The organism is Burkholderia singularis (genome assembly GCF_001718875.1).
GTDB lineage: Bacteria > Pseudomonadota > Gammaproteobacteria > Burkholderiales > Burkholderiaceae > Burkholderia > Burkholderia singularis.
On the sequence record NZ_CP013448.1, the window covers coordinates 2,106,706 to 2,131,658 of the forward strand.

The window sequence follows — 24,953 nt, forward strand, 5'->3', positions numbered from 1 at the left end:
TGAAAAGAAGGCTGCGCTCGGATCATAGTCCGTTTGGCGGGTGGCGAACGATTTAACTAAATGCATCGATAAATAATTTTAAAGATATGTTCACGTTCTTTTTTAAGGAATGCTGTTTTTAAGCTTCTCCTCTAGAGGCCCTACTATTCATCGGAGATAAGCATGAAAAAGTCAATCATTGCGTTATTTTTCACACTCGTATTTTTAGGCCAAGCGCGGGCTCAATTGGATTTCAATGTTCCGCTGCTGGGCGTAGGTAACGTGGCGCTTAATCCGGGAATTGCATATGGAAGAACGATTCGGTGGTTTTTTGCTCCGGGCGGGACGATCGCCACGATTAACATCGACGGAGTGACGTATAGCCGTGATTTGGTGCCGGTGATTTTGGAGGCCATTCAAGAGTGGCGGGTACAGCTAACGGGAACAAATATTGTTTTAGAGCCGGCTGCGGATATAAGTCGGGCGAATCTGATTTTCGAATGGAGGAATTCCGTAGCGACCGATGATACCGATCCCTTGGCGATTGCCAATACGAGGTATGACTTTTTATATAGCAGAGGCACTATAAGCCTGAATTCACCTACCAGAATAGCTTTTCTGCATGACAGGATTCAAAATTTTTTCAATAACCCGGCCTATAGATTCGATACCCCGAATAATATGTACACCAGGAATCCGGCATTCAATCTTCCGAGCGGCATGCCGCTCGTGGCGGGAGGCGGCGCCGGTTTGCTGGATTATGTGCTGAAGATGGTGGCGAAACACGAACTGGGCCATGTCATGGGCCTTGCACACCCGACTGATAGAAACGAGCCTTTCATTCGGATCGCCGATGCCCCTGTCCAGGCTGAGATCATGGCTCGCGTGGACAACCAGATATTGGCGAATTTCATGGTGGTCCGTCACAACGAAGGCAACCCTCGGCCGCTGACGCGCAACGATGTCGCCATTAGCCAGGCGGAAGGGGAGGCAGTGCGGGCCGTCAATCGCGGCCAGCAGCCCAGCTGTTCGAGTAGCTGTAATGGAACCATTCCACACGACGAACTATAAAAATACTCTGCGCAGGTGCATACCGGATTCAGGCCTGGCCTGCGATATGGTTGGGGACGAAGCCCTGCAACTTTCTTATTACTTTGAATGGTTGCAGGGCTTTTTTGCGCTCGTCCCGCCTGTGCTAAAACCGCAGCGGAACGGCCCCGTTGCCGCTGCCGCTCGCCATGCGCGGCATCATCCCTTGGCTTGCTGCGCGTGTGCGTTCGTACCGGCATCATCGTCCGCGGGCGGCGTGCCCATCGCATCGAACAGCCGCGCCGTATCGACGAGCCGCGCGCTGGTGGCACGGATTTCGTCGAGCCGCGCGTTGCGCCATTGCTGCTCGCTGGCGCGCGCAGCAGCAGGCGGCAGCGCGCCGAGACGCACGCGCGCCGCTGTGTCGTCGAACGCGCCGCGTGCGGCGACGGCCGCGCGATTCGACGCGTCGAGCGCGCTCGCATCGTGCTCGAGCGCGGCGAGCGAATCGGCGACGTTCTGGAATGCGCCGAGCACGGTCGATTTGTACTGCTCGACAGCCGCTTCATAAGTCGCGCGCGCCGCGCGGCGTTGCGCGAGCAGCGCGCCGCCGTGAAACAGCGGCTGCGTGAGCGACGCGCCGATGCTCCAGATCGCGCCCGCGCCGGAGAGCATCGCGGGCCAATTGAAGCCGGCCTGACCCATCGACGCCGACAGTGACAGCTGCGGAAACAACTGCGCGGTTGCGACGCCCACTTCGGCCGCGGCCGCCTGCAGCGCCGCTTCGGCCACGCGCACGTCGGGCCGCGCCTTGAGCAGCGTCGACGGCACGACGACCGGCACGTTTTCCGGCAGATGCAAATCGGCAAGCGGCAGCGCGGCGGGCGCCTGATCCGGCCTGCGGCCGAGCAGCACGGCGAGCGCGTGGCGCGTGCTCAGCGCTTGCTGGCGCAGCGGGGGCAGGCTGGCTTCGAGCGACGCCGCGTTTTGCTGTGCGTTCAGCATGTCCGCGTGCGACACCGCGCCAAGCCGGTAGCGGGCCGCCGTGTCGTTTGCCTGCTCGCGCGCGAGCGCGACGAGCCGCTCGGCAGTCGTCACTTGTTCGTCGAGCGCGGACGCGGTGATCGCCGCCGAGACGATGTTCGCGGCGAGCGAGCGCCGAGCGGATTCGAGCTGATACGCGCTCATGTCGACGCGCTTGCCGAGCGCGCGGTTCGCGAAACGCGCGGCGCCGAATAAGTCGAGCGTGTAGCTGGCGCGGAGCTGGCCGGCGAACACGTTATAGAGCACGGTTGGCGGGCCGAATGCCGGAACGCTGAGCGCACGCTGACGCGTCGCCTGGCCGCCCGCGTCGATCGACGGCAGCATCGAGTTGGCGACCTGGGCGCGCAATTGCTCGCGCGCCGCGTTCAGGTTCTTGTCGACTGCGGCCAGCGTCGGACTGTTGCGCAAGCCTTCGTCGACGAGCGCTTCGAGCGCGGGCGACCGGTATTGTTTCCACCAGTCGGGCACGGGCTGCGCGCCGACGTCGAAGCGCTGCGCGACGCCCTGCGCGGCGGCCGTCTGCTCGGGTAGCGGCAACGCGCCGTAATGCGCGGGCGACGGCATCGCGGGCGGTGCGCCGCTGGGTGCGAACAGCGAGCAGCCGGCGAGTGCGAAGGCGGTCGCGACGGCCACGGCGGCGGTGCGCACGGCGGCCGGGTGTGCGCGCCCGGCGGCGCCGGCGCGGCGGAATTCATGCGCATGGCGCAACGCGAAAGCGCGCGCCGCCGCGTGCGTTTCTGTGCGCACGGCGTGTGAGCGGATTGCGGCGGCTTGCGCCGCGGGCTCGGCTGCCACGTTCCGGGCCGCGCGGTGCCGGGCGGCGGCCGCCAAGCGATGCGAAAGCAGAATCGTCGGACCCATGGTCAGGCTCCCGTGGTCGTGGCGGGCGGCTGCGCGTCGCGCTCGTGCGGCTTGACGCGGAACCACGCGGCATAGAGCGCCGGCAGATAGAACAGCGTGAGCACGGTGGCGCTCGTGATGCCGCCCATCAACGCGGTCGCCATCGGGCCGAAGAAGTTCGAGCGCAGCAGCGGGATCAGCGCGAGCACGGCGGCGGCCGCCGTCAGCGTGATCGGCCGGAAGCGCCGCACGGTCGCGCCGATGATCGCATCGAAGCGGCCATGACCGGCGGCGATATCCTGTTCGATCTGATCGACGAGAATCACCGAGTTGCGCATGATGATGCCGAACATCGCGATCACGCCGAGCATCGCGACGAAGCCGAACGGCTTGCCGAACAGCAGCAGCGTGCCGACGACACCGATCATCCCGAGCGGCGCGGTCAGCACGACCATCAGCACGCGCGAGAAACTCTGCAACTGAATCATCAGCAACGTGAACACCGCGATCGCCATCAGCGGCATCTGCGCGTTGATCGAGCTTTGGCCTTTCTCGCTTTGCTCGACCGAGCCGCCGATCTCGATCTGATAGCCGACGGGCAGCTGCGCGCGCAGGGCGTTCAGCTTTGCGTCGATCGCATGCGTGACGTCGATGCCTTGCGCGCCCGCCGTCACGTCGGATTGCACGGTGATCGTCGGCTGGCGGTTGCGCTCCCAGATCACGCCGTATTCGAGCGTGTCGGTGAAGCGCCCGAGCGAGCCGAGGGGCACCGGCCCGCTTGGCGTCGGCATGGCCAGGCTCGCGAGGTTCGCCGGATCGACACGCTCCGTGCGCGGCGCGCGCAAATCCACCGCGATCAGCTTGTCGCGCTCGCGGTATTGCGTGACCGTCGTGCCGGATAGCGTCAGCGCGAGAAAGCCCGCGACGTCCTGTGACGTCACGTTCAGCTCGCGTGCCTTCTGCTGGTCAAGCTCGAAGCGCACCGAGCGTTCGGCCGGCTCGTCCCAGTCGAACTGGACGTTGACGGCGTGCGCGTCGGCGCGCACCGTCGCCGCGACTTTCTCGGCGATCGCGCGCACGGTCGCGATGCTGTCGCCGCTTACGCGAAACTGCACCGGATAACCGACGGGCGGCCCGTTTTCGAGGCGCGAGATCCGCGTGCGCGCGGCGGGAAACTGCTCGTGCAGCGCCGGCTGGAGCCACGCGGCGAGCTGCTCGCGCGCGTCGACCGATTTCGCGGTGATCACGAATTGCGCGAAGTTCGGCAATTGGAGCTGCTGATCGAGCGGCAGGTAGAAGCGTGGCGCGCCGGAGCCGACGAAGCTCACCGCGTGGTCGATCTCGGGCCGCTTGTCGAGCAGCTTTTCGAGGCGTTCGGCCTGTTTGAGCGTTGCATCGAACGACGCGCCCTCGGGCAGCCGCAAATCGACGAGCAGCTCGGGGCGATCGGAGTTCGGGAAGAATTGCTGCGGCACGAGCGTGAAGCCCGCGAGCGCGGCGACGAAAAGCGCGCCCGTGATCGCGAGCACGACGAAGCGCCGCTTGATGCACCACTGAACCCAGACGCGCAGCCGCGTATAGAAGCGGGTGTCGTAGATATCGTGCTCATGCTCATGTCCGTGCTCCGTCTCGCGGCCTTGCGCGCCGGCGGCGTTCGGTTCGCGTTTGCGCTCGGGCAGTATGTGATAGCCGAGCAGCGGGATCAGCACGACGGCGGCAAACCATGACGCGATCAGCGCGATCGCCGATACCTCGAAGATCGACCGCGTGTATTCGCCGGTGCTCGATTTCGCGAGCGCGATCGGCAGGAAGCCCGACACGGTGACGAGCGTGCCCGTCAACATCGGAAACGCGGTGCTGGTGTACGCGAACGCGGCGGCGCGCGCGCGGCTGAAGCCCTGTTCGAGTTTCACGGCCATCATTTCCACCGCGATGATCGCGTCGTCGACGAGCAGGCCGAGCGCGAGCACGAGCGTACCGAGCGAAACCTTGTGCAGCCCGATGTCGAACAGATACATGACGAGCGCGGTGACGGCAAGCACGACGGGAATCGAGATCACGACGATCATCCCGGTGCGCAGGCCGAGCGACACGAGGCTGACGAGCAGCACGATCACCACCGCCTCGGCGACCGCCTCGAGAAAATCGTCGACCGAGCGCGAAACCGTGTGCGGCATGCTCGACACCTCGGTCAGCGTGAGGCCGGCGGGAAGCTGGGCCTGCAATTCCTTTGCCTTTGCATCGAGCGCCTGGCCGAGCCGGATCACGTCGCCGCCCGGCTGCATCGTGAGGCCGATGCCGAGCACCGCGCGGCCGGCCGCGTGGCGATCGCCCGCGCCCGGAGCGCCTTTGCCCGCGCCGAGCGCGCGCATCTGCGTGACGGGCGGATCGTCGTAGCCGCGCCGGATGGTCGCGAGATCGCCGAGCCGGAACGAGCGGCCGTTGACCCGGATCAGCGTATCGGCAATGTCGGCCACGCTGCCGTACTGGCCCGTCGGGCGGATGAACACGCGGTCGTGCGTCGCCGTCAGCACGCCGGACGAGGCGACGTCGTTTTGCGCGTTGATCGCTTGCGCGATCTGCTGCGGCGAAATGCCGAGCCGCGTCACGCGTGCATTGTCCAGTTCGATGAAGATCCGCTGATTGGGGTCGCCGAAATAGTCGACCTTCGCCACGCCCGGCACGCGCAGCAGCACGGTGCGCAACTGGTCCGCGTAATCATGCAGTTGCGCGGGCGAGAAGCCGTCGCCTTCGAGCGTGTAGATGTTGGTGTAGACGTCGCCGAATTCGTCGTTGAAGAACGGCCCTTGAACGCCGGGCGGCAGCGTCGCGGCAATGTCGCCGACTTTCTTGCGTATCTGATACCAGGTTTGCGGCACGTCCTTCACCGGCGCCGATTCCTTCATCTCGAAGAAGACCAGCGATTCGCCGGGGCGCGAGTAGCTGCGCAGGTTGTCGATGGCGGGCGTTTCCTGCAACTTGCGGCCGATCCGGTCGGTGATCTGTTCCTGCACTTGGCGTGCGGTCGCGCCGGGCCAGAACGTGCTGATCACCATCACGCGGAACGTGAATGGCGGATCTTCCGATTGCGCGAGGCGCGTGTACGCGAGGATGCCCGCAACCGTCGCGAGCGCGATCAGGTAGATGACGAGCACCTGATGACGCAACGCCCATGCGGACAGGTTGAAGCGGGTGCTTTCTTCACGGCCGGCCGTCATGACGCGACGTCCTCCGAATGGAGCGGCGGCACGGCGCGCACTTTTTCGCCGGCGCTGACCGTATGGACGCCTTGCAGCACGACGCGCTCGCCCGGCGCGATGCCGTTTGCGACGGTCACGGTGCTGTCGTTGTAGCGCACGATGTCGACGCGGCGCAGCTCCAGCGTATCGTCACGGGTGCGCACCACCCACACTGCCGGCGCGTTGCCCGAATGAAAGAGCGCGGTCGACGGCAGCGTGAAGCGTTGCACGCCGGCGGCGGGCGCGTTGCCCGGTGCGGCAGCGAACGAGACGTTCGCGGTCATCCCGAGCCGTACCGCGGGGTCGGGCTTTTCGAGCGTGAGCTTCACGCGGTACGTGCGGCTTTGCGTATCGGCGGCAGGCGCGATTTCGCGCACGCGTGCATCGAACGCGCGGCCGGGCAGCGACGGCAGCGTCACGCGTGCCGCGTGACCCACGCTCACGAGCGACAGCGTGCTTTCCGGCGCGTCGGTGACGACGTCGACGTCGCCGGACCACGCGAGCTGATAGACGGCCTGACCGGCCGACACGTTTTGCCCGGTGTCCGCCTGCTCGGCGGTGATGTAGCCCGCGTGATCGGCAACGAGCGTCGCGTACTGGAGCTGGTTTTTCGCGAGCGCGAGCTGCTGCGCGGCCTGATCGCGCTGCGCGCGCGCCGATGCATAAGCGTTTTCGGTCTGCTCGAGCTGCGCGGGCGCGATCAGGTTTTCGCGCGCTTGCGCACGGTCTCGTTCGAGCTGTTGTTGCGCGTAGGTCAGCGCATGCGTGGCGGCATCGAGCTGCGCTTGCGCGCTGGCGGCGTTTTTCGCGACGTCGGAGGTATCGAGCAGCGCGACGACTTGCCCCTTTTGCACGGTGTCGCCCAGGCGCACCTTGCGCTCGACGATCTTGCCGGCGATCCGGAACGACAGCGGCGTCGCGTAGCGCGGCTGGATTTCGCCGGGCAGCGACGCGGCAGCGGCGGCGCCGTCCGCCTGAACGGGCACCGCGACTACCGGGCGCAGGGCGGGCGGTGCCGCTTCAGGGCGATGGCACGCGGTGACGGCAAGCGCGGCCCCGATCGACAGCGCAATGCGAAAACCGGAACGATTCACGACGGTAACTCCTCGGCTGGAGGAAAGCGGAAAGAGCGCGACAGACCGGCGGCACGTGCCGGTAAGTCGAAGGCGGCAGTAATCGCAAGATCGGCGACCTTTTTGCTTACTGAAAAACCGGAATGCATTCTAATACAGGGTTGTATTTGAATGCAAAGGTGTTTTGATTGTTCGGAAAGTGCTAGACTTGCGCGTCATGAAGCCGACCCGCCTGACTCGAGAACAAAGCAAGGATCTGACGCGCGAGCGTCTGCTCAACGCCGCGCATGCCACTTTCGCAAAAAAGGGGTACGGCGCGACCAGCGTGGAGGACATCGCGTCGGCGGCAGGCTTTACGCGCGGCGCGTTCTATTCGAATTTCCGCAGCAAGGCGGAACTGTTGATCGAACTGCTCAAGCGCGACCACGAAAGGGCGGAGCGCGAACTCGAGGAGATTTTCGATGCCGGCGGCACGCGCGAGCAAATGGAGGCGAACGCGCTACGCCTGTATAGCCGGCTCTTTCGCGACGATCCGACGCTCGTGCTCTGGGGCGAGGCGAAGCTACAGGCGATGCGCGACGCGAAGTTCCGCGCGCAGTACAACGAATTCGTCAAGGAAAAGCTCGATTACCTGGCGCACTACATCCGCACGTTCAGCGAGCGAGTGGGCACGCCGCTGCTGCTGCCGGCCGACGTGCTCGCGCTCGGCCTGATGGGCTTATGCGACGGCGTGCAGTCGTACCATCTCGCCGATCCGCGGTGCGTGACGGCCGATACCACGCAAACGGTGTTGGCCGGTTTCTTCTCGCGCGTGGTGCTTGGCCGCGCGCCGGACTGACGGGCCGGCGCGGCGCGCGAGGGCGGGGCCGCTCGGGCGCGCTCAGCGCCCGAGATCGGCGTTCATCCGCCGGTAAGCGTCGAGCAGCGCAGTCTTGTAGACCACCCCCGCGAGCGTCGGCTTGTCGGCGCATTCGATCACCGGCAGCCGCTCGCCCTGGAACCGCATGAAATGCTCGAGCGCGGTGGCGATCGGCATGTCCGGCGTGAGCAGCGGAAACGGCGTGTGCAGGTAGTTCGCGGCGCTCTTGTGCGTGGTGTCGCGCTTTTCGAGCAGATCCGACGTGATGTCCTTGAGCGCGACCGCGCCGCGAAAGCGTCCGGCCTCGTCGGTCACGTACAGGTATTTGACCGGGTATTCGAGGAACACGCGCGTCATGTCGGCCACGCTCGCCGTCAGCGGCACGACGGTTGCCGCGGGTTGGATCAGATCGCGCATTTGCGCGGCGCGCAGCCGCATGCGCGCCTCGTCGTCGCGATGGCGGCGCAGTGTGATTTCGTACATCGACGTCTTGCCGAGCGCGCGCGCGGCAAAATACGCGACGACGCACGACACCATCAGCGGCAGCACGACCTGATAGCTGAGCGTCATCTCAAAGATCATCAGGATCGCCATCAGCGGCGCCTGTGTCGCGCCCGCGAGGAATGCGCCCATGCCGACCATCGCATACGCGTACCACGCAGATACGTGCGCGGGCATCAACGCATGCAGCGCGATGCCGAACAGCGAGCCGAACACGGCGCCCGTGAAAAGCGTCGGCGTGAAGATCCCGCCGACCGCGCCCGAGCCCGCGGTCGCCGCGGTCGCGATCAGCTTGCAGACGAGCACCGTGACGAGCGCCTGCCAGGTCCACGGCGAATGCAGGATCGCGTTGACCACGCTGTAGCCGTTGCCCCAGACGTCGGGCACCCATACCGAGATCACGCCGACGACCAGGCCGCCCACCGCGAGCCGCACGGGCAGCGGCACGGGCAGGCGGCGGAACTGCGCTTTCGACGCGTCGAGAAGATGCAGGAACTGCGGCGCGGCGGCGCCGCAAATGAGGCCGAGCGCGACGAAGAGCAGCACTTCCCAGCCGGTGACGGGCGGGAACACGGGCATCTCGTAGGGCGGCCGGTAGCCGGCGAATTCGCGCATCACGATGTTCGAGACGACCGACGAGACGACGATCGGCCCGAAGCTTTCCATCGCGATCGAACCGAGCACGATCTCGCAGACGAAGAACGCGCCCGCGATCGGCGCGTTGTACGCGGCGGTGATGCCCGCCGCGGCGCCGCACGCGACGAGCAGGCGCAGCCGCGACGGATCGAAGTGCGCAAAGCGGCCGACGAGCGACGCGACCAGCGCGGCCAGTTGAACCATCGGCCCTTCGCGGCCGATCGAGCCGCCGCTGCCGATCGTCAGGAGCGACGACGCGCTGCGCCAGAGGCTTTGCCGCACGGGCACGACGCCGTCGCCGAGCGCGACGGCCTCCATATAGTCGGATTTGCCGTCCGGCGGCGCGCCGCGCTGCGCGATCAGCAGCACGCACCCGGCGACGAAGCCGCCTGCGGCGGGTAGCGCGATACGGGCGAGCGGCGGCACGCGCCGCGCCATCTCGGTGAAGCTGCCGCTCGATCCGCTCAGCAGGCGCTGGATCAGCTCGATGCCTTCGCGAAACGCGACCGTCGCGAGCGCGCCGCCAATACCGACGATGACGGACCAGACGAGCATCGTGTGCGCATCGGACAGGCGGAACAGGGTTTGCGCGCGGGTGCGCAGCTTTAGCAGGAACGAGAGCACGGCTGAAGCGCTTCGGCGAATGAAATCGAGCGGAAGAATAGCACCGCGCCGTGCCGGCCGAATCCGTTGCGTGGACCCGGCCGACGCGGCGCGGCGGCGAAAAAGAGCGGCGAGCGTTTAACCAAGCCAGCGCTGCGTCGCCCAGACGATCGCATAGCCGCCGACCGTCAACCACACATAAAGGATCAGACCGGTGACGAGCGCGCGCGGGCCGGCGGCGCGGATCTGCGACATCCGGGTCTCGATGCCGAGCGCGGTCATCGCCATCGTCAGCGCGAACGTGTCGAGTGCGTTGAGCGCGCTCGTCATGTTGGCGGGCAGCATCTGCAGCGAATTCACGACGACGAAGCCGAGAAAGCCGAGCGCGAACCACGGCACCGCGAGCTTGCGCGCTCCGTGCCCGGCCGCCGTATGCTTGGCCGAGCGGGCGAGCCAAGCGCCGAGCACGAGCAGCACCGGCACGAGCAGCATCACGCGCGTCATCTTGACGATCGTTGCCACCCGCGCGACTTCGGGGCTCACGTCGCTGGCCGCGCCGACCACTTGCGCAACCTCGTGGATCGTGCCGCCGAAGAAAAGGCCGAGGCCCGTCGCGTCGAGCGGCAGCCAACCGGCGCGATACGCGAACGGGTAGGCAAACATCGACAGCGTGCCGAACAGCACGACGCTGCCGACCGCCATCGCGCTCTGATGCGGTTTCGAGCGCAGCGTCGATTCGAACGCGAGCACCGCGGCCGCGCCGCAGATCGCGCTGCCCGCGGCGGTGAGCAGCGCCGAATCACGGTCCAGCTTCATCAGCTTGATGCCGGCCCAGGTGCCGACGGCGAGCGTGCTGACGACCACGAGCGCCGATACCGCGAGCCCCGGCAGCCCGACTTGCGCGATCTCCTGCAGGCTCACGCGCAACCCGAAAAACGCGACGGCGATCCGCAGCAGCTTGCGCGCGGAGAAATCGACGCCGGCCGCCCAGCTCGCGGGCATGCCGTCGCGCAGCAGGTTGCCGTACAGCGCGCCCGCGACAATGCCGACGATTAACGGGCTCAGGCCGAAGTGTGCGACGGCGGGCGTCTGCGCGATGCTCGTGACGGCGAGCGCGAACAGCGCAACGAACAGGATGCCGTTGAGCTTGCCGCGCACCGACGGCGCCGCGGCGCTCAGATGAGGAGAAGGGACCGTGGACATGGCGTGGTTTCAATATGGTTGGAATGGTAACGGTCCTAATCCTATTTTGAATATATGAATATGAAAAATTGTGATTTGTGACGTAAAATATCGGAAAACTTGATATTTTTATGAGATGACCCCGGACCAACTGATAACATTCGCCGCCGTCGCCGAGCATCGGAACATCAGCCGAGCGGCGCTCGCGCTGCATTTGTCGCAGCCGGCCGTGTCGGGCCAGTTGCGCCAGTTGCAGGACGAATTCGGCGAGCCGCTGTATCTGCGCGACGGGCGCGGTGTGCGATTGACCCCCGTCGGCGAGGCGCTTGCGCGGCATGCCGCGCAGTTGCGCGATACGTTCGCCCAAGCGCGCGCGTACCGCGACGCGGTGCGCGGGCTCGAGCGCGGCACGCTGCGAGTCGGCGCGAGCACGACGCCCGCCAGCTATCTGCTGCCGTATCTGCTCGCCGAATTTCAGCCGCTCGCGCCCGAGGTCGTGATTCAGACCATGAGCGGCAATACGGCCGAGGTCGTTGCATCGCTCGCGGCGCTCGACGTCGCGCTGATCGAAGGCCCCCCCGGCGACCCGCTGCCGGTGGGCACGACGGTTCGTCAATGGTGCGACGACGAGATCGTCGCGATCGTGCCGGCTGCCCATCCGCTCGCCGCGCGCGTGCGCGCTGGCAAGCGGCCGGGCGCGACGCTCACTGAACTGGCCGCCTATCCGCTGGTGCTGCGCGAGGCGGGCTCGGGCGTGCGGCAGCTTGTCGAGCGTGCGTTCGCGCTTGCCGCGGCACCGCTGTCGGTCGCCTTCGAGATTGCGGGCGTCGAGGCGGTGAAGGAGGCGGTGCGGGCGGGGATGGGAATCGGTTTCGTGTCGGCGATGTCGCTCAGGCACGACGATGCGGCGCTCGCGATGCTATCGATCGCGCCGCAACCGCTCAAACGGCATTTCTCGATCCTCGTGCCGCATGGCGCGACGCCGTCACGCGCGGCCGCGCGGTTTCTCGAGCTGTGCATGGCGCGTGTGCCGGTTGCGGTTGACGGGCGTCCGGTGCGAAGCGCGGCGCTTAGCGGCGCGCGCCGCGTTGACGGCCGCCAGGCGGTTTGAGTGCGATCAAGCAAAGCCCGGTCGGGATCGCGACGGCGACGGCCAGCGTTGTCAGCAGCGTAAGGCGGGGCACGGGGATGCCGCGGAGCGTGCAGTATTCGAGCGCGGCGACATAGACGGCGCTCGTGATCATCAGCGCGACGCCGAAAATCCGGTTGCAGCGATACCAGACGGCTTCGTCGCGCAACGTAGCGCTCAGCCGGACGCCGTAAAAACGGTTGGGCTTGATCCATTGCGCGGCAAGCGGCACGGCGATCAAGAAGAACGACGCGCCGGCAAGCAGAAACAGCATGGTAGGCGGAAGGTCGGGCATGCGGCGGGCTCCTTTTGACTTTGAGGCGGCGGCAGACGAATGGGCGGCGCGTTTCCTTCGCGCGGCGCGTATGGAACCCGGCATACAGATCACACCGGCGCGCCAGACGGCCATCCCCGATATTGTGCGCCGCGCGCGCATGATCGCGTGGCGCCGGCGCGCCGCAACGGCCGGGTCGGCGGGTGTTCGCCTAGGGATTTCCTCTATGGTCTATGTCGGACACTCGGCGCACCATGAGCGCAAATATGAATGGAACCGGTTCCATCCATCAAATACGCTATCCATCGACATGGAAAAGGGGCAGGCGAAGCATGGTCGACATCGTGATCGTGGCAAGCGCATTCGGAACGCACGCGGTGCGGCGCGACGGGCATCGCGCGTTTATCGATGCGACGGCCGAAGCCGGCGCGGCCGGCTTCGAAGTGCGGCGCGAGTTGTTCGCGTCTGACGACGACGCGTCGCCGCGAGCGCTCGCGCAGCTGGGCGGCGCAATCGCCGCGGCCGGCCTGTGGTCCGTATATTCGACGCCCGACACGCTCTACGCGGATGACGGCACACTGAACCGCCAGGCCGTTGCCGCGACGCTCGATGCGGCCGGCGCGCTCGGCGCGCGCTTCGTGAAGTTCCAGCTCGGCGCTTTCGCATCCCGCACCCAGGCGGCGCAGCTTGCCGACTTGCTCGAACGCGCGCCCGCCCGCATGCGCGTGCTCGTCGAGAACGGCCAATTGCGGCAAGGCGGCGCACTTGCGCAGTTCGTGTCGCTGTTTGCCGCGCTGCGCGACGAGCGAATGCCCGCGCTCGTCGGCATGACGTTCGACATCGGCAATTGGCTGTGGGCGGGCGAAGCACCGCTCGACGCGGCGCGCGCGCTCGCGCCGCATGTCGAATACGTGCATTGCAAGGCCGTCGACGGCGCGGGCGCGCGCCGTTTCGCGATCGCGCCGCCGCCGCACGACCGGCTTTGCACCGACGCGCTCGCGCTGCTGCCGGCTGCCGCGCCGCGCGGCATCGAGTTTGCACTCGACGCCGCGCGGCTCGCCGACGACGCGGCGGCGCGCGTGGCGTGGCTCGCGGCCGCATGACGGAGCTGCCCGCCCGGTCCCCAACGGGCTAAGCTTGACACCGGCGCCGCGCCGCGAGCGGCGCATACAACGATGCCCACTGTCACGATCAAGAAGGAGCCATTCAATATCATGCAAGTCCCGCTCGACGTCATTACCTATGGCGAAGCGATGGCGATGTTCGTCGCCGACGAGCCCGGCCCGCTGGAAAGCGCGACGCATTTCGCCAAGCGCATCGCGGGCGCCGAACTGAACGTCGCGATTGGCTTCGCGCGGCTGGGTTTCCAGGTCGGCTGGGTGAGCCGCATCGGCCAGGACTCGTTTGGCCGCTATGTGCTCGACACGCTCGCGCGCGAGCACATCGACGCGTCGTGTGTGAGCGTCGATGCGCGTTATCCGACCGGCTTTCAGTTGAAGTCGCGTGCGATGCACGGCGCGGACCCGGTGGTCGAATATTTTCGCAAGGGCTCGGCCGCGAGCCGTCTGTCGCTCGATGACTACGTCGCCGAATATGTGCTGGGCGCCCGGCATCTGCATTTGACTGGCGTTGCGCCCGCATTGTCCGATACGTCGCGCGAACTCGCGTTTCATCTCGCGCACGCGATGCGCGACGCAGGCAAGACGGTGTCGTTCGATCCGAATTTGCGGCCCACGCTATGGCCGTCGCCCGACGCGATGGCGAGCACGCTGAACGCGCTCGCGGCGCTCGCCGACTGGGTGCTGCCGGGGCTGGCCGAAGGCCGGCAGCTCACCGGCCGCGATGCGCCCGCCGATATAGCGGAGTTCTATCTGGCGCGCGGCGCGCGCGGCGTGGTCATCAAGCTCGGCGCCGAAGGCGCGTACTTCCGGACGGCCGACGGGGACGAGGGCACGGTGGCGGCCGAGCGTGTCGAACGGGTCGTCGATACCGTCGGTGCGGGCGACGGCTTTGCGGTCGGCGTCGTCAGCGCGCTGCTCGAAGGCCGCGCGATCACCGAGGCGGTGGTGCGCGGCAATCGCATCGGTGCGCTCGCGATCCAGGTGATCGGCGATTCGGAAGGCTTGCCGACGCGCGCGCAGCTCGATCGGATCGAAAGCGCGGCCGACCGGGCCGATTGACGGACGGGGGGCGGGCGCGCGGCGGGCCGTTCGTGCCGGCTCCGGGTGGACGCAATCGCGGCGAGCCGCGCGCCGGCAGCGTATGCCGCGCGGGTGATAAGGGATCGGAGTGGGCGCTTCAGCGCCCACTCCGATCGAGCGCCAAGGGGACGGAGCAGGTGCTGAAGCACGCACTCCATCCAACCGTGGCATGGGATGGGAGTAAGCGCTAAAGCGCCAACTCCCATCGACATCGACACTGGGGACACGCTTCATGCCAGCAATACTTGCGCCTCGCCGCTGGTGGACGATCATGCCGATCGTCTTCATCACGTATAGCCTCGCCTATCTCGATCGCGCGAATTACGGATTTGCCGCCGCGGCCGGCATCAATCAAGATCTCGGCATCAGCAAGGCGCTGTCGTCGCTGATCGGCGCACTGTTCTTTCTCGGCTACTTCTTCTTTCAGATTCCGGGCGCGATCTACGCGCAACGGCGCAGCGTGAAGAAGCTCGTGTTCTGGAGCCTCGTGCTGTGGGGCGCGTGCGCGACGGCGACGGGGATCGTCACGAACATCCCGTCGCTGATGGCGATCCGTTTCCTGCTCGGCGTCGTCGAAGCAGCGGTGATGCCCGCGATGCTGATCTTCATCAGCAACTGGTTCACGAAGCACGAGCGCTCACGCGCGAACACGTTCCTGATTCTCGGCAACCCGGTGACTGTGCTGTGGATGTCGGTCGTCTCGGGCTATCTGGTGCACGAATTCGGCTGGCGTCACATGTTCGTCGCCGAAGGCGTGCCGGCAATCGTCTGGGCGGTGTGCTGGTGGTTCATCGTGCAGGACAAGCCCGCGCAGGCGGCCTGGCTCAGCGCCGACGAAAAGCGCGCGCTCGATGCCGCGCTCATGGCAGAGCAGGCGGTGCTCAAGCCCGTGCGCAACTATCGCGACGCGTTTCGCTCGCCGGCGGTGATCCGGCTGTGCGCGCAGTATTTTTGCTGGAGTATCGGCGTGTATGGTTTCGTGCTGTGGCTGCCGTCGATCGTGAAAAGCGGCTCGTCGCTCGGCATGGTCGAGACCGGCTGGCTGTCGGCGCTGCCATATCTGGCGGCGGTGATCGCGATGCTCGCGGCGTCGTGGGCGTCCGACAAGCTCGGTTCGCGCAAGCGTTTCGTCTGGCCGTTCCTGCTCGTCGGCGCGCTGGCGTTCGCCGCGTCGTATATGCTGGGCGCCGCGCATTTCTGGATATCCTACGGGCTGCTCGTGGTCGCCGGCGCGGCGATGTACGCGCCATACGGGCCGTTCTTCGCGATCGTGCCGGAGCTGCTGCCGAAGAACGTCGCGGGCGGCGCGATGGCGTTGATCAACAGCATGGGCGCGCTCGGCTCGTTCGTCGGCTCGTATGTCGTCGGTTATCTGAACGGCGCGACGGGCTCGCCCGCCGCCTCCTATGCTTTCATGAGCGCCGCGCTCGTGCTGGCCGTCGTGCTGACGCTGTCGGTGCGGCAGGCGGACACGGCGCCGCCGCTCGCCCATCCGCTGCAAGGAAAATGAATCGATGAAGCATCGTATCGTCGTCTACAAGCCGCTGCCTGACGACGTGCTCGCGTATCTGCGCGAGCACGCGCACGTGGACATCGTCGACGGCGCCGACGCGCTGGCGCAAGCGCTCGGCGACGCCGAAGGCGCGCTCGGCGCGAGCCTGAAGATCACGCCCGCGTTGCTCGAGCGCGCGCCGCGCCTGCGCGCGTGGTCGACGATCTCGGTCGGTTTCGACAACTTCGACGTCGACGATCTGACCCGGCGCGGCATTGTGCTCGCGCATACGCCGGACGTGCTGACGGAGTCGACCGCCGATACGGTGTTCGCCCTGATGCTTGCGAGCGCGCGGCGCGTCGTCGAACTCGCCGAATTCGTGAAGGCGGGCAATTGGCGGCAGAGCATCGGCGAAGCGCTGTACGGCACCGACGTGCACGGCAAGACGCTCGGAATCATCGGGCTCGGGCGCATCGGCGCGGCGGTGGCGCGGCGCGCGGCGCTCGGCTTCCAGATGCCGGTGTTATATACGAACCGCAGCGCGAATCCCGACGCGCAGGCGCGGTACGGCGCGCGCCGCGTCGAACTCGACACGCTGTTGGCGCAGGCCGATTTCGTATGCGTGCAAGTGCCGCTGACCGACGAGACGCGCCACCTGATCGGCGCGCGCGAGCTGGCGATGATGAAGCGTAGTGCGATCCTCGTGAATGCGTCGCGCGGGCCCGTGGTCGACGAGACGGCGCTCGCCGCCGCGCTTGCCGCCGGCACCATCCGCGCAGCCGGACTCGACGTGTTCGAACGCGAGCCGCTTGCCGCCGATTCGCCGCTGTTGGCACTGCCGAACGTCGTCGCGCTGCCGCACATCGGCTCGGCCACGCACGAGACGCGGCACGCGATGGCGCGCTGCGCGGCCGAAAACCTGATCGCCGCGCTCGACGGCAAGCTCTCGCGCAACATCGTCAATCGCGACGTGCTGACGCGTGCCGCGGGCGGTCAATGAGCCGGCGGCCGGCGTCGTGCCCGGCGCGCCGCGCAACCTTCATTCCGCTTACTGAGGCGACGCGCTTGCGCCGCCGCTAGAGTCGGACATCTTGGTACGGTCCGATGGGCTGCGTTATGATCGCCGCTCATCGCCCATGCGAGATGCACGGCGATGCACGTAAGGCGCCGTGTCGATGCGCCGTTTCCTATCGTTTTTGCGTGGCCGGATCGGGCTGGCGTCAGATATCGCGCGTTGGCCGGTCCGTCGAACAACAATGACCCGCTCGTTTGGCCAGCGGCGCGGGCTGCTTGTCGCGAGGCGACCCAGTGACTGATTCTCGAAACCGCTCGTTGCGTCCCGCGACGATCAGCGACGTCGCCCGCGAAGCGGGCACGGGCAAGACCAGCGTCTCACGCTATTTGAACGGCGAAACGAACGTATTGTCTGCCGACTTGCGCAAGCGCATCGAAGATGCGATTGCGCGCCTGAACTATCGCCCCAACCAGATGGCGCGCGGCTTGAAGCGCGGCCGCAACCGCCTGCTCGGGCTGCTCGCCGCCGACCTGACGAACCCCTATACCGTCGAAGTGCTGGGCGGCGTCGAAGCCGCGTGTCACGCACTCGGCTACATGCCGCTCATCTGCCACGCGGCGAACGAGCTTGAGATGGAACGCCGCTATCTGCAATTGCTGACGACTTATCGCGTCGAGGGGATGGTCGTCAACGCGCTCGGCGCCGACGAGAATGCACTGAAATCGCTGCGCGGCGGCGGCATTCCGACGGTGCTCGTCGATCGCAGCATCGAAGGTTTCGACGCCGACATCATCGGACTCGACAACACGGCCGCGGTCGAGCTGGCCCTGCGGCATCTGTTCGATCAGGGTTTCGAATCGATTCATTTCGTTGTGCAGCCGTTTTCGCACGTTAGCTCGCGGCGGCTGCGCGAGGCGGCGTTCCGCACGCAGCTTGCGGCGTCCGGCCGTCAACCCGCGCCGACGCTCGTGCTCGACTTACAAGATGCCAACGCGATGCGCGAGGCGCTGAGCGAATTCGACGCACGGATCGATGCGGCCGCCGGCCATCGCACGCGGCCGGCATTCTTCGCGGCGAACGCGCCTGTCGGGCTCGCGCTCGCGCGGCATCTGCACGCGCGATTCGGCAATGCGTGGACGGCGCGCGTCGCGCTGATCGCAATCGACGATCCTGATTGGGCGGAATTGATCGGCGTGACGACGATCCGCCAGCCGACCTACACGATCGGCTATCGTGCGGTCGAATTCGTGCATGAGCGGATCGACGGCGGCACGGGCGCGTTTCGCGAGATGCTGCTGCCCGGCGAGCTGCGCGTGCGCGCGTCGACCGCAAGCTGAGTATCATGCGGCTCACGCACTGAGCCGGTGCGCGTTTTGAACAAGGATTGTCATGACTGTTGCTCCCGTCACGTTGGCCGCGCTCGTCGTCGCCACGCTGATCGTGGCGTTGTTGCCGATCGGCCTCTATCGATTGCTCCGCAAGAGCGCCGCGCTCGACAGGCGCGATGCGATCGTCGGCATTGCCGCCTACACGCTGTTCGCGACGCTGCTCGAACGCGGGCTCTATGCGCTGTTGCTGAGCCAGCCGGCGACGGTGGCATGGTTGTCCAAGCCTGCCGTGTTTGCCGTGTCGGGCGCGCTCATCGCCGCGCTGTTCGAGGAAACCGGCCGCTATCTCGGGCTGCGCTTCGCCGCGAAACGCTACGGCCCGTCGGCCGGCGGCGGCCGCGGGCTTGGCTACGGGCTCGGTTTCGGCGGCGCGCAGGCGTGGTTCGCCGGCGTCGTCGTGCTCGCACAATGGGCCTATCTCGCATGGCTCGCGAACCGCGGCGCGCTCAACGAGCAGTTGTCGACGATGCCGCCCGATCTCGCGCTGCGCATCCAGGTGATGCTGGCGACGATGTCGGCTTCGTCGATCTCGGTGTCGGTGCTCGAGCGCGTCGCCGCGTTCCTGTTCCAGGTCGTGCTGTCGATAGCGATGTGGCGGGGTGTGCAGGCGCGCAAGTGGTGGATTTTGCCGCTGCTGATCGTGGTGCATCCATTGATCGATTTGCCGTCGATTCTGTATGGCGCGGGCACGGTCCCGTTCGAATCGATGGTCGCGCTGTATCTGCTGCTGGCCGCAGGTTCCGCGCTCGGATTGATCAAGCAGTGCCGCCGCCTGGCGGCACAGGCAGCACGCTGAAGGAGAGGGCGCGATGGACGATTATCAGTACGACTGCGCAAGCGCGGAATTTGAGGCGCTCGCGCGCGTGATCTGCGACCTGTTTCCGGAGCAAACGCGTTTTGCCGAGCGCGCCGATAACGCCGGGCGGTTTCTTGCTGTCCAGTGGCTGGCGATGCGCTTCGGTGCGACACCGCGCAAGATGACGCTCGACGTGCGCATTGCACCGGCCGCGCTCAAGCGCTATCTCGGATTGAAGCCGATGCAGCGTGCGCGCAGTCATGCGGTGCTGCGCGCCTACGTCGAGGCGATGCTCGGCACGCTCGAGCAACGGCATGCGAACGGCGAGGCGGTGCCGCGCGAGGCGCTCGTCGAACTCGGCGACGAGTTTGCTTGATTGAGAGCGCAGGGCAGCCGCGCCCGGGCCACTCGACGGCCGCTCAAGGTGCCGCGCGATATACCTGCGCGAAGCGTTGGGCCTGGACGACGCCGTAATCACCGGGCGCATACTGCATGACCCAATCGCCCGCGTTGCCGCGCAACGTGTCGCCACCTGCCGAGCGTGCGATCGAAAACGGAGCCTCCATCCGCTTCGCGAGCACGACGACGGGAAGGTTGCGATACGCGCCTGGTTCGCCGTGCGCGTGAGCGGCGGCAGGCACGTACTTCGCGTCGAAGCGCGCGCGCGATACCACCCAGCGATCCCCCGTCGAACCGGTGACGAGCGCGTCGCCCGCCGCATACCGGTTTGGGCCTTCGAGGCTCATCAGCTCGCCGGGCCGGGCGGCGAATTCGACCTGGACCGTCTCGTCCTTGATGACGCGCGTCGCATCGGGATCGTGGCGAAGGTCGACGTTTTGCAGTTCGATCATGTCGGTTGGAGTCAATCAAAGCGCGACACTTTAACGTGAAACGGCGCGCACGGGAATGCCGCGCGCCGGTGCGGGGCACCTGCGCTGGACTGCCGGACCAACCGACATGGGCAGGACGGCGCGTACCGCGGCCGCGCGTCGTCCACCGGCGGTCTTATTCCTTCGCCCCTGCCCGGCTCTTGCCCGCATCCGGGTGCTGCAGCCAGTTGCGAAACGTGGTGTCGGCAAGCGCCTTTTGCTCGGGCGGGAAGCTCGTGTACAGCGGCGTGAACGCGTCGGCGAGCTTCTTCGCGCCGTCGGCACCTGCCTGCGTCAGTTCGACGTACTGCTTGATATCGTCAAGCGCCGATGCGTTCTTGTTGTTGAGCCGGTCGCGGAAGAGGCGCGCCATCGATTCGTTGTTCTCGCGAATCGTGTCGGCGAACGCTTTCCATTGCGGCTCTTGCGCCGGGGTGATCTTGAGCTGATTGTGCAGATACGTGATGCGCTCCTCGACACGCGCTTCGTGGCGCGCGGCCGCCGTGCCAGAGGCCGCCGCGGGCGGGGCCGGGGGCGTTTGCGCGTGCGAGAGCGCCGCCGACAACGTAAGCGCGGCGGCAGCGAGAGTCAGCGGGATCTTTTTCATTGTGGCTCCTAAGTGATGGTCCAGCAGTGGTGCGGCCAGGGTTCGGTAACGGGCCGCGGGCGCGCCGGCAGGAGCGGCGCACGTTCCGCGTTATTAGTAGCATGGTATCGGGGTACCGGACATCGTTGCGACATCTGCTTACAACCGAAACGAATCGAAATCGACGGCGCGGATCTGCGCGGATCTGTTTTCGCGGCGCTTCGAGATTGGGCGGGTTGGGCAGCCGGCCGTTCGGCGCTATCATCGCGGCACTTTCATTCATTCGTGCGCCATGCGTCCTCCCCGACTCGATCAACTCGACGAACTCGATCGCAACCTCGTTGCGCTGCTGCAAGCGAACGCGCGCGCCAGCGTCGCGGATCTCGCGCGGCAGCTCGGCGTCGCGCGCACGACGGTCCTGGCCCGCATTGCGCGGCTCGAGCGCACGCAGGTGATTGCAGGCTACAGCGTGCGGCTCGGCCAGGACGTGCTCGATGCGAGCATCTATGCATACGTCGGCATCATTCTCGCGCCGAAGTACGGCAAGGATGTGCTGAAGCGCCTCGATCGGATGCCTGAAGTCCAGCTTTTATGCGCGGTAAGCGGCGAATACGACTACGTGGCATGGCTCAGGGCGGATTCGCCCGATCGGCTCAACGATCTGCTCGACCAGATCGGCACGCTCGAGGGCGTCGAGCGCACGACTACGTCGATCATTCTGGCGCGCAAGATCGATCGCGGAACGATCGGCGGTTAGACCGCGAACCCGCGATGGCTCGCGGACCGCGCGTGCAACGCGTGTCGACGGGACTATCGTGGCGGGCCGGCCGGACCGGCGGAAACCCGGCCGCTGCGAAAATCGTCTCGGTAAAGCGAAATTCGTCGATCGAGCATTAATAATCGCCAAGATATACTCGGTGACAGAGTTTAATCGATTGAAAATGACAGGTTCAGGCGCGGATGCTCTTAGTTAAGCCTTGATGTGTTTCCGGGCGGCGTGGGGCGCCGCATTAAATTTGGCGAAATACATAGGTGTGGCATCGGTAGGAATAATATTAATAATAGTTGCTTTGCGCGGCGCCAATGCCTGCTTTGGCAGATATTCTGATTTTTCAGAATCGACCGATTCGTGCGTTGCGCCATATTTATATATGAACATCCGCCAGGAATTGGGTATGTTTTAGTATTATTAAAATTTCGATTAAATTTCATACATCGATGGATCGCCAGGAGCATTTTCCATGAGACGACATATTTCAAGAACACACAATCCGTTGTTAGATGTTCGCAGGAAGATGGCCGACGACCATAATGCCTGGCAGCAATGCCATTTGCTGCCGCCACGCCGCCATAAAGCCGCGCCACGCGCGGTATCGACATGTCATGCGCAAACCGCGCTTTTTTTTACTTTTTTATTGGCGGGCGATTACGTCGTCAACGGATGCGCTGCCATGCGAACGGCCGGAAATACGCAGGTTCGCCGGCGCTTCCATGCCGCAGATTCGAAAGAAGGTATGCGCACAGATATGGCGCAGTACACATCGGCTGGCGCAAAAGAATATTCCTTGCCCCGGCATAGTGGCACACCGGCCGCGAATATTATCGACCATGCGATAGCAATTGGCGAACCGCTCGCCGATTCGTCCCGAAATCAGTTATTTCAATCAGACCACTTTGCCGCTGAAACAATGCCTCGTGCCGGAATGAAGCAATTTGCGGTCAATGTGGGCGGTAACCAAACCAAAGTTGGCAGCGAAAGTCGTTTTGGTGATAAACATGGCGTAAAAACCGGGCCATTAACCCAACCTAGTGAATCGAACGTCACCGATCATTCTCAAAGATATTTGAAATCGAGCGCGCCGGTCGCTTCGGCCGGAATAGCCAATGTTCGACATGCAAGAAGCGTCGATGTATCCCCCCCGCCCATGCCGGCGATAGACCAGACGCTACAAGGCGATCTCCAGATCGATGGCAGTTCGTTGATCGGCGCACGGATATTGGGCATGCGCAAATTATTGGGCGATGTGGCAAAGAACCATGAAGACGAGCAGTTGTTGGAATTGGCAAATGGCATTCATCAATACGCATATCGTCACCCTGCCAATCAAACCGCTGCGGCGCTTTCTCTAGCGCTGCTTGGCGAGGAATGTTCGTATTGGGCGGCAGCACATGGTGGCAACGAGCTGAAAATAAATACATACGCCAAGATGAGAATATTTCGAGAATCATGGTCTATCGCCTTGAATTCGCCACCGCTCCCGGAATTCAAAAATAGAACTGAATTGGCCAAGGACTACATCGCGGAAAATAATATCGAGTCGAAGTATTTTCATGCTGGACTTCAGAAATGGTTGGCTGTGGAATACGATTTTCTCGTCAGGCGAGTCAGTCAGTATCGAGAAATTTCGATCGAATATTTCAAGCAATTTGATAAATTCATCAAACAGAATATTGATGCGACTGTTAAGGCGAAAGTATTTGCTCTTGCGGATGAAGCAAAGGTAGGAAGGCTGACGCTTGAATATCGTCCCGAGAAAGCTTGGGTCATATCGGACGCAAGCCTGAAAATCTATGATATGAGAGAGCGATATATTGGGGTGGTGGTGGCGAAATCGCGGGATATCATCCAAGATACAAGCGAGCCGGCGCTGGTCTTGCCGGTACCCGGGGATCGCTATTTGTTAATTAAGCCGAATGGTGAAATTTCATATGTAAACGATATTGTGCAGGGCGATGAAATTCAAAAAGGCCCGGCGCTAGCTGCTTTGGGAGCGGAGTTTTCCCGAAATATAACCAACAATGACCGGGAAACGCTGTGTGATATAAACAAGAAAGACTTATGCGATCTTTCTGATTTTAGGTTGCATTCCAGTTTGTACAGCACGCCGCATCGTCCCATTTCAATACGCGATATCATGGAAGCCAAAGTTAAGCGTCACATGATCAGGCTGATAGATGCGTGGAAGGACAGTATGTACACTGAGACACCCACCGACGCATTGTTCAGTTTCATCATTCCATTTTACGAAACGATAAATAAGGCCCAATTGGATCCGCGTTATCAAGTTCGTATCCAGGATATCGCATTGGATATTGTTCAACTGGGCCTGACGCTTGCCACGATCGGTAGTTCGACAATCAGCTTTAAAGCTATCCGGGCGGGAGTGAGAGCTGCCAGGGCTGCAAAACTAGCGAGTGCCACCGAAAGGGCATCCGCCATCGTTAGAGCTACGCTCGAAGGTTCCAAAACCAGCAGCTTCCTATTAGTAGCGGGAAGGGAATTAACCGATTTTGTGATACCAGTTTTTACCGCGCGCAGCATTTTTCGCGCGGCCTTCAATATTCCAAAAAGCAGGATGGCTAAAATAATTGGTGGCGAATTGCAAAAGATGGACGAATTATTCAAAAAACTTGTCATTCAAAACACCGCGCTCGATAAAATTTATGAAAATATTGCCCGGGGCTTCGATTACGTCATGTCGCCTGCTGATATAAAGAAAATGATCGATGAAAGGGCGGCGAGAAAAATTCCAGATAAATTGTTTAGGGGGCAATCGTCCGTGGTGGATAAAAATTATTTGGGCACGCCGTGGACTCATGTCGATGAATTATCTCGCGATGATTATCTGGTCGACTGTATAAAACACTCCGCAAGGGTAGGCGGCTCGATGGGTAGAGTGCTTTCGCTCAGTGCGAACAAATTCGTGGCAAAAAAATTTGCGATCAGTCGGCAGGCAGGAAAATTATTCATGATACATGCCGACAAAAGCCCTCGCAATTTTCGAACTATCGAAGATATCATAAAAAATGAAGGGCCTCGATTGATTTCGGAAGGGAAAATAACCGCCGGAACCTTGGCGTCCGCCGTCAGAAATAGTGCGATTAATCGAGAAGAGGAAATATTTTATATGCTCGGCAGTATTCCGGATGAAATGGTAGAAATTGTAAGCAATAAAAAATTTCACGAATTGTCGGTTTGATTTTTTGTGCAATTGCAATATGAAAAGAAGGACCGGTCGACGACCATGCGCGTCATCTCATGCCGTGCTGTCTCATGCGGCGGGCGCGTTGAACAAGCCTGGGTATCTGTTGCTCAACGCGCGACGCGCCGGTTGGCGCTGCGAACAATACGCGTGCGCGGCACCCTGGTATTCGTCTCTGCAATTGCCCAGGCCCGAGGCGATGGGGGATGGGAACGGGTTGACGGCAAAGCTCGCG

At 64.0% G+C, this 24,953-nt stretch carries 19 protein-coding genes and 1 pseudogene; 12 read left to right on the plus strand and 8 right to left on the minus strand.

The window, feature by feature from the left end:
- The first annotated feature begins 162 nt into the window (after window positions 1-162).
- Window positions 163-1,050, plus strand: a complete 888-nt coding sequence (locus tag AQ611_RS09615; RefSeq protein WP_069234341.1) for a zinc metalloprotease — start codon at window positions 163-165, stop codon at window positions 1,048-1,050.
- Between the two features lie 177 nt (window positions 1,051-1,227).
- On the opposite strand, the gene AQ611_RS09620 is transcribed toward AQ611_RS09615, so the two are convergent.
- From AQ611_RS09620 to AQ611_RS09630, 3 genes are read right to left on the minus strand one after another with little or no spacing between them, the layout of a single operon-like run.
- Window positions 1,228-2,913: an efflux transporter outer membrane subunit gene (locus AQ611_RS09620; RefSeq protein WP_335645230.1), complete on the minus strand. Its 1,686-nt coding sequence runs from the start codon at window positions 2,911-2,913 to the stop codon at window positions 1,228-1,230.
- 2 nt (window positions 2,914-2,915) lie between these two features.
- Complete coding sequence (locus tag AQ611_RS09625) at window positions 2,916-6,110, minus strand: efflux RND transporter permease subunit (RefSeq protein WP_069234342.1); 3,195 nt, start codon at window positions 6,108-6,110, stop codon at window positions 2,916-2,918.
- Complete coding sequence (locus AQ611_RS09630) at window positions 6,107-7,225, minus strand: efflux RND transporter periplasmic adaptor subunit (protein ID WP_069234343.1); 1,119 nt, start codon at window positions 7,223-7,225, stop codon at window positions 6,107-6,109. Before AQ611_RS09630 ends, AQ611_RS09625 begins: the two co-directional genes overlap by 4 nt.
- A 196-nt stretch (window positions 7,226-7,421) precedes the next feature.
- Between AQ611_RS09630 and AQ611_RS09635 the strand changes: the two genes are divergently transcribed.
- Window positions 7,422-8,042 (plus strand): TetR/AcrR family transcriptional regulator, encoded by a 621-nt coding sequence (locus AQ611_RS09635; RefSeq protein ID WP_069234344.1) that lies wholly within the window; start codon window positions 7,422-7,424, stop codon window positions 8,040-8,042.
- A 42-nt stretch (window positions 8,043-8,084) separates the two neighbouring features.
- Here the strand turns inward: AQ611_RS09635 and AQ611_RS09640 are convergent, their stop codons facing one another.
- Together AQ611_RS09640 and AQ611_RS09645 are read right to left on the minus strand one after the other, a co-directional pair.
- Entirely contained in the window at window positions 8,085-9,824 is a 1,740-nt protein-coding gene (locus AQ611_RS09640; protein ID WP_069234345.1) for a ClcB-like voltage-gated chloride channel protein, read from the minus strand.
- Between the two features lie 117 nt (window positions 9,825-9,941).
- Entirely contained in the window at window positions 9,942-11,006 is a 1,065-nt protein-coding gene (locus AQ611_RS09645) for a YeiH family protein (protein WP_069234346.1), read from the minus strand.
- 115 nt (window positions 11,007-11,121) lie between these two features.
- On the opposite strand from AQ611_RS09645, the pseudogene AQ611_RS09650 reads away from it, so the two are divergent.
- Window positions 11,122-12,024 (plus strand): annotated as a pseudogene (locus tag AQ611_RS09650) (LysR family transcriptional regulator); the annotation flags it as partial.
- A 31-nt stretch (window positions 12,025-12,055) separates the two neighbouring features.
- On the opposite strand, the gene AQ611_RS09655 reads toward AQ611_RS09650, so the two are convergent.
- Window positions 12,056-12,409, minus strand: coding sequence for an SdpI family protein (locus AQ611_RS09655; protein WP_069234347.1), 354 nt, complete (start codon window positions 12,407-12,409; stop codon window positions 12,056-12,058).
- Window positions 12,410-12,720: 311 nt separating this feature from the next.
- Here AQ611_RS09655 and AQ611_RS09660 point away from each other — a divergent pair, with 311 nt between their 5' ends.
- The 7 genes from AQ611_RS09660 (at window position 12,721) to AQ611_RS09690 (ending at window position 19,656) form a co-directional block, all read left to right on the plus strand.
- Window positions 12,721-13,491, plus strand: coding sequence for a sugar phosphate isomerase/epimerase family protein (locus AQ611_RS09660; protein WP_069234348.1), 771 nt, complete (start codon window positions 12,721-12,723; stop codon window positions 13,489-13,491).
- Between the two features lie 111 nt (window positions 13,492-13,602).
- Window positions 13,603-14,568, plus strand: coding sequence for a sugar kinase (locus AQ611_RS09665; protein WP_069234349.1), 966 nt, complete (start codon window positions 13,603-13,605; stop codon window positions 14,566-14,568).
- Between the two features lie 253 nt (window positions 14,569-14,821).
- The gene (locus AQ611_RS09670) at window positions 14,822-16,099 is read left to right on the plus strand and encodes an MFS transporter (protein WP_069234350.1); all 1,278 of its coding nucleotides are present in this window, start codon (window positions 14,822-14,824) and stop codon (window positions 16,097-16,099) included.
- Window positions 16,100-16,103: 4 nt separating this feature from the next.
- Window positions 16,104-17,081: an NAD(P)-dependent oxidoreductase gene (locus tag AQ611_RS09675; RefSeq protein ID WP_069234351.1), complete on the plus strand. Its 978-nt coding sequence runs from the start codon at window positions 16,104-16,106 to the stop codon at window positions 17,079-17,081.
- 308 nt (window positions 17,082-17,389) lie between these two features.
- Window positions 17,390-18,433 carry a LacI family DNA-binding transcriptional regulator gene (locus AQ611_RS09680; RefSeq protein ID WP_069234352.1) on the plus strand — a complete coding sequence of 348 codons (1,044 nt, stop codon included), beginning with the start codon at window positions 17,390-17,392 and terminating at the stop codon, window positions 18,431-18,433.
- Window positions 18,434-18,485: 52 nt separating this feature from the next.
- Window positions 18,486-19,280, plus strand: coding sequence for a YhfC family glutamic-type intramembrane protease (locus tag AQ611_RS09685; RefSeq protein ID WP_069234353.1), 795 nt, complete (start codon window positions 18,486-18,488; stop codon window positions 19,278-19,280).
- A gap of 13 nt (window positions 19,281-19,293) precedes the next feature.
- A complete protein-coding gene (locus tag AQ611_RS09690; protein ID WP_069234354.1) occupies window positions 19,294-19,656 on the plus strand; it encodes a DUF3022 domain-containing protein in 363 nt (120 codons plus the stop codon).
- 43 nt (window positions 19,657-19,699) lie between these two features.
- Here the strand turns inward: AQ611_RS09690 and AQ611_RS09695 are convergent, their stop codons facing one another.
- Entirely contained in the window at window positions 19,700-20,131 is a 432-nt protein-coding gene (locus AQ611_RS09695; protein WP_069234355.1) for a PGDYG domain-containing protein, read from the minus strand.
- Between the two features lie 154 nt (window positions 20,132-20,285).
- The gene (locus tag AQ611_RS09700) at window positions 20,286-20,756 is read right to left on the minus strand and encodes a Spy/CpxP family protein refolding chaperone (protein ID WP_069234356.1); all 471 of its coding nucleotides are present in this window, start codon (window positions 20,754-20,756) and stop codon (window positions 20,286-20,288) included.
- A 271-nt stretch (window positions 20,757-21,027) separates the two neighbouring features.
- On the opposite strand from AQ611_RS09700, the gene AQ611_RS09705 reads away from it, so the two are divergent.
- Window positions 21,028-21,492 (plus strand): Lrp/AsnC family transcriptional regulator, encoded by a 465-nt coding sequence (locus AQ611_RS09705; RefSeq protein ID WP_069234357.1) that lies wholly within the window; start codon window positions 21,028-21,030, stop codon window positions 21,490-21,492.
- 484 nt (window positions 21,493-21,976) lie between these two features.
- Window positions 21,977-24,715: a hypothetical protein gene (locus tag AQ611_RS09710; protein ID WP_146011799.1), complete on the plus strand. Its 2,739-nt coding sequence runs from the start codon at window positions 21,977-21,979 to the stop codon at window positions 24,713-24,715.
- The last annotated feature ends 238 nt before the right edge of the window (window positions 24,716-24,953 follow it).

Bases quoted from the DNA above. Each gene is read 5' to 3' on its own strand.
- AQ611_RS09690 (WP_069234354.1), top strand. From the start codon at position 19,294: ATGGACGATTATCAGTACGACTGCGCAAGCGCGGAATTTGAGGCGCTC.
- AQ611_RS09685 (WP_069234353.1), top strand. From the start codon at position 18,486: ATGACTGTTGCTCCCGTCACGTTGGCCGCGCTCGTCGTCGCCACGCTG.
- AQ611_RS09665 (WP_069234349.1), top strand. From the start codon at position 13,603: ATGCAAGTCCCGCTCGACGTCATTACCTATGGCGAAGCGATGGCGATG.
- AQ611_RS09635 (WP_069234344.1), top strand. From the start codon at position 7,422: ATGAAGCCGACCCGCCTGACTCGAGAACAAAGCAAGGATCTGACGCGC.
- AQ611_RS09620 (WP_335645230.1), bottom strand. From the start codon at position 2,913: ATGGGTCCGACGATTCTGCTTTCGCATCGCTTGGCGGCCGCCGCCCGG.
- AQ611_RS09700 (WP_069234356.1), bottom strand. From the start codon at position 20,756: ATGAAAAAGATCCCGCTGACTCTCGCTGCCGCCGCGCTTACGTTGTCG.
- AQ611_RS09655 (WP_069234347.1), bottom strand. From the start codon at position 12,409: ATGCCCGACCTTCCGCCTACCATGCTGTTTCTGCTTGCCGGCGCGTCG.
- AQ611_RS09625 (WP_069234342.1), bottom strand. From the start codon at position 6,110: ATGACGGCCGGCCGTGAAGAAAGCACCCGCTTCAACCTGTCCGCATGG.
- AQ611_RS09645 (WP_069234346.1), bottom strand. From the start codon at position 11,006: ATGTCCACGGTCCCTTCTCCTCATCTGAGCGCCGCGGCGCCGTCGGTG.
- AQ611_RS09695 (WP_069234355.1), bottom strand. From the start codon at position 20,131: ATGATCGAACTGCAAAACGTCGACCTTCGCCACGATCCCGATGCGACG.
- AQ611_RS09615 (WP_069234341.1), top strand. From the start codon at position 163: ATGAAAAAGTCAATCATTGCGTTATTTTTCACACTCGTATTTTTAGGC.
- AQ611_RS09705 (WP_069234357.1), top strand. From the start codon at position 21,028: ATGCGTCCTCCCCGACTCGATCAACTCGACGAACTCGATCGCAACCTC.
- AQ611_RS09710 (WP_146011799.1), top strand. From the start codon at position 21,977: ATGAGACGACATATTTCAAGAACACACAATCCGTTGTTAGATGTTCGC.
- AQ611_RS09675 (WP_069234351.1), top strand. From the start codon at position 16,104: ATGAAGCATCGTATCGTCGTCTACAAGCCGCTGCCTGACGACGTGCTC.
- AQ611_RS09660 (WP_069234348.1), top strand. From the start codon at position 12,721: ATGGTCGACATCGTGATCGTGGCAAGCGCATTCGGAACGCACGCGGTG.
- AQ611_RS09670 (WP_069234350.1), top strand. From the start codon at position 14,822: ATGCCAGCAATACTTGCGCCTCGCCGCTGGTGGACGATCATGCCGATC.